Origin of the sequence: Dolichospermum sp. UHCC 0259, assembly GCF_009711935.1 — a bacterium.
Classification (GTDB): domain Bacteria; phylum Cyanobacteriota; class Cyanobacteriia; order Cyanobacteriales; family Nostocaceae; genus Dolichospermum.
On record NZ_VIKX01000200.1, the window covers coordinates 1 to 3,209 of the forward strand.

Below are 3,209 nucleotides of genomic sequence, written 5' to 3' on the forward strand. Positions count from 1 at the left end.
AAAGCCCAAAAAAATCGGGGTTAGAGGAAGAAGACCCGTCACAGGAGTCAGAATCCTTGCCTCTTGCCTATCAAATTATTTACTGGAATTTAGATTCCGACTATCTTACTTAATTTCTGCAAAATTGCCCACAAATTTAGATATTATTTGTGATTATTTCTGATTTTATGGGTTTGATGCGTCTCGGAGTACGTAACCGACACCGCGTATAGTTTGAATTAGGCGTTTTTGACCTTCTTCTTCAATTTTGAGTCGGAGGTAACGAATATATACTTCAATAACATTGGACTCACCCATAAAGTCGTAACCCCAAACATTTTCTAAAATCTGTTCACGGGTTAATACTTCACGGGGGTGTTCCATTAAGAACTTTAAGAGTTCAAATTCTTTCATGGTCAAGTCAATGACCTTACTGTTGTAAATAGCCCGACGAGTTCCTATATCCAAAATCAAATCACCAAAGCGTAATTGTTCGGTGGTATCAATATCTGGTTTGAGATAGAGACGAATCAACTTTAAAAAATCCTCCGAACGGTAAGGCTTGAGGATGTAATCATTAGCACCAGCGTCTAAACAAGCTATGCGATCGTCTACTGTGTCTCTGGCCATCAAAACTAGTATAGGAGAACGATTACCAATATTTCTGAGATTTTTACATAAAGATAGTCCTGATTCACCGACGAGCATTCGGTCTACAACAATTAAAGCAGGTTGGCGATGGGTTTGATTGCTGGAAGCACCGCTACAGTATTTTAATCCATTGGCCGCATCATGAGTCACAATGGCATCATAGCCAGCTTCTTGCAAATCACCAGCTAATTGATGAGCTAAAGTTTCATCTGGTTCAATCACCAAAACAAAAACAGCGGGATTATGGGCAGCTATCATAGCAGTTGGGCTAAAAAGAAAACAAATTGGGATTGGTAATTGGAAAAAATCCTCTCCCATGAGTTATAACCTAATTACCGTGTTACTGATATTTCAAACAATATTAACTCAAGTCACTAATTTTCCAGTTGTACTTATATACAAGTTGCTACAACTCAATCAGAACAATAATGATTTTTGCTGAAATGCTATTATACTGGGAATAGTATCAAACTGCACTTTTTTTCCTGTATAAGTTGTAAAACATCAACTTATATCAGCCTTTTCATGGCAGGTTAGGTTAAAGATAGCGTATAACCCAACAAAAGCTAATAAATGTTGGGTTATGACTCCGCCATACTATGGCTAACGTTTCTCCAACCAACCTACGTAATTCTATTTTTTGAGCTTAACCGACAAGTATTAAAATCAAATGGGATTATCCATCTGCACAGATAATCCCATTAAATCTATCAAAAGCTGAAAGCCTAAAACCCTTATTATACCCTACCTGAAACTTTTATTAATTTGCTCTTGATTACTTACCTAAACCATCGTATCTGTTTGGGTCTTTTTTCTCTTTTTTGTCTTTGGGATCTTTCTTAGGCTTTTTAACTTCTTTATTACCTTTTTTTTCCTTAGACATCAGTATTACCCAATTAAGTTTACCCGTCAAAGCTGCCACATTCTGCTATTAGTAAATCAGGGCGTAGCTTACCTGATATCCTTGGAAAACAGCAAGGGAAGCATTGCACATTTACGCTACTAATTACTATGATACACTGTTATTTGATTTTGTTATGAATTTGATTAACTACGATACAAAACTTTAGATACCTTGTCACTATATCTATTTGAGATTTTAACTTAGAGATTCAGTTTTGTTGCCTTAATTCATTATATCAGTATAATCATATTTTATAACTTATTAGGTAATAATTAAATGACTACACCCGTAGATATTCTCATTCTTTCCAATGGACCTGGGGAGGTTACAACTTGGGTATGTCCTGTTGTTAAAGCATTGAGAGAAGAATTAGGACATGATGTTTCTCTAGTGAGAATTTCTGTAATATTGTCACCTTGTCCCCATGCTAGTGGTAAAGAAACTGATATAGCGTTGGGTTATCCAGAGGTTGATAGAGTTCAAGCACCTGAATACTTTTGGCAATTTTTACTATGGGGAAAAACCGCGCAAAATTGGGAATGGAGAAATCAAGGTGTAGTCATATTTTTAGGTGGTGATCAAATTTTTCCGGTGGTTATTGGTAAAAAATTAGGATATAAAACTGTAGTTTATGCGGAATGGGAAGCGCGTTGGCACAATTTTATAGATAAATTTGCCATTATGAAAGCTCAAGTTGCGAAAAATGTTTCTGCTAAATATGCTGATAAATTCACTGTTGTTGGTGATTTGATGTTAGAAGCAGCAAAGAATGAAATAATACCTAAAGTTGAAAATTCTCAATCTAAAGTTGAATTAATTGGAATTTTACCGGGGTCAAAATCTGCAAAGTTAACCCAAGGTGTACCTTTAATGTTAGGCATTGCTGAATATATTTATCGTAAAAACCCGAAAACGAAGTTTTTTATTCCCGTCGCACCAACTTTAGATTTACCAACTTTAGCTAGTTTTGCTAATCCTGAAACTAATTCATTTACAAAAGCATTTGGTTTTCAAGGTGCATCTTTATCAGGTAATTTTCTTGCAACTACTACTGGATTAAGAGTGGAATTAAAACAAGAAAATCCAGTTTATGATTCATTATCCCAATGTTCTATTTGTTTAACTACAGTTGGTGCAAATACCGCAGAATTAGGTGCTTTAGCTGTACCGATGATTGTCCTATTACCAACTCAACAATTAGATGCAATGCGTTCTTGGGATGGTTTACCAGGAATATTGGCAAATTTACCGGGAGTAGGTTCTAGTTTTGCTAAATTAATTAATTGGTGGGTGTTAAGACGTAAGGGCTTATTTGCTTGGCCAAATATTTGGGCGCAAGCAGAAATTGTCCCAGAATTAGTAGGTAAATTGCAACCTGAAGAAGTGGGAGAAATGGTTTTAGATTTGTTAGCAAATCCAGAAAAATTAGAGGCTATGCAGGATAAATTACGCAGTGTTAGAGGTGAAGGTGGGGCTGCGGATAAGTTAGCAATTTTGGTGAAGGAAGAGTTATTCTAGATTTAGATAAAACTGGGATTTTGAAAATATGAAAGTACCTGATAGGATTATTCAACTGGTTGAATATTTTTATCATTTCTCTTCCCTGTTCTCTGTTCCCTGGTAGTTTTTCACTCTCCCCCCACTTTCGAGAGTTTATAGGGTAGGTAGAAGTAGG

3 protein-coding genes are annotated in these 3,209 nt (G+C 35.9%); 1 reads left to right on the forward strand and 2 read right to left on the reverse strand.

The annotated features are described in order from the left end of the window. Positions 1 to 165: 165 nt before the first annotated feature. The gene (nblR, locus tag FJR05_RS16230; protein ID WP_168645058.1) at positions 166 to 888 is read right to left on the reverse strand and encodes a response regulator transcription factor NblR; all 723 of its coding nucleotides are present in this window, start codon (positions 886 to 888) and stop codon (positions 166 to 168) included. Between the two features lie 517 nt (positions 889 to 1,405). Further along, positions 1,406 to 1,552, reverse strand: coding sequence for a hypothetical protein (locus FJR05_RS16235; protein ID WP_168645057.1), 147 nt, complete (start codon positions 1,550 to 1,552; stop codon positions 1,406 to 1,408). Positions 1,553 to 1,810: 258 nt separating this feature from the next. Here FJR05_RS16235 and FJR05_RS16240 point away from each other — a divergent pair, with 258 nt between their 5' ends. Next, positions 1,811 to 3,052 carry a lipid-A-disaccharide synthase gene (locus FJR05_RS16240; RefSeq protein ID WP_168645059.1) on the forward strand — a complete coding sequence of 414 codons (1,242 nt, stop codon included), beginning with the start codon at positions 1,811 to 1,813 and terminating at the stop codon, positions 3,050 to 3,052. Positions 3,053 to 3,209: the final 157 nt, after the last annotated feature.

Coding starts and splice junctions, on each gene's coding strand:
- FJR05_RS16240 (WP_168645059.1), top strand. CDS start 1,811: ATGACTACACCCGTAGATATTCTCATTCTTTCCAATGGACCTGGGGAG.
- nblR (WP_168645058.1), bottom strand. CDS start 888: ATGATAGCTGCCCATAATCCCGCTGTTTTTGTTTTGGTGATTGAACCA.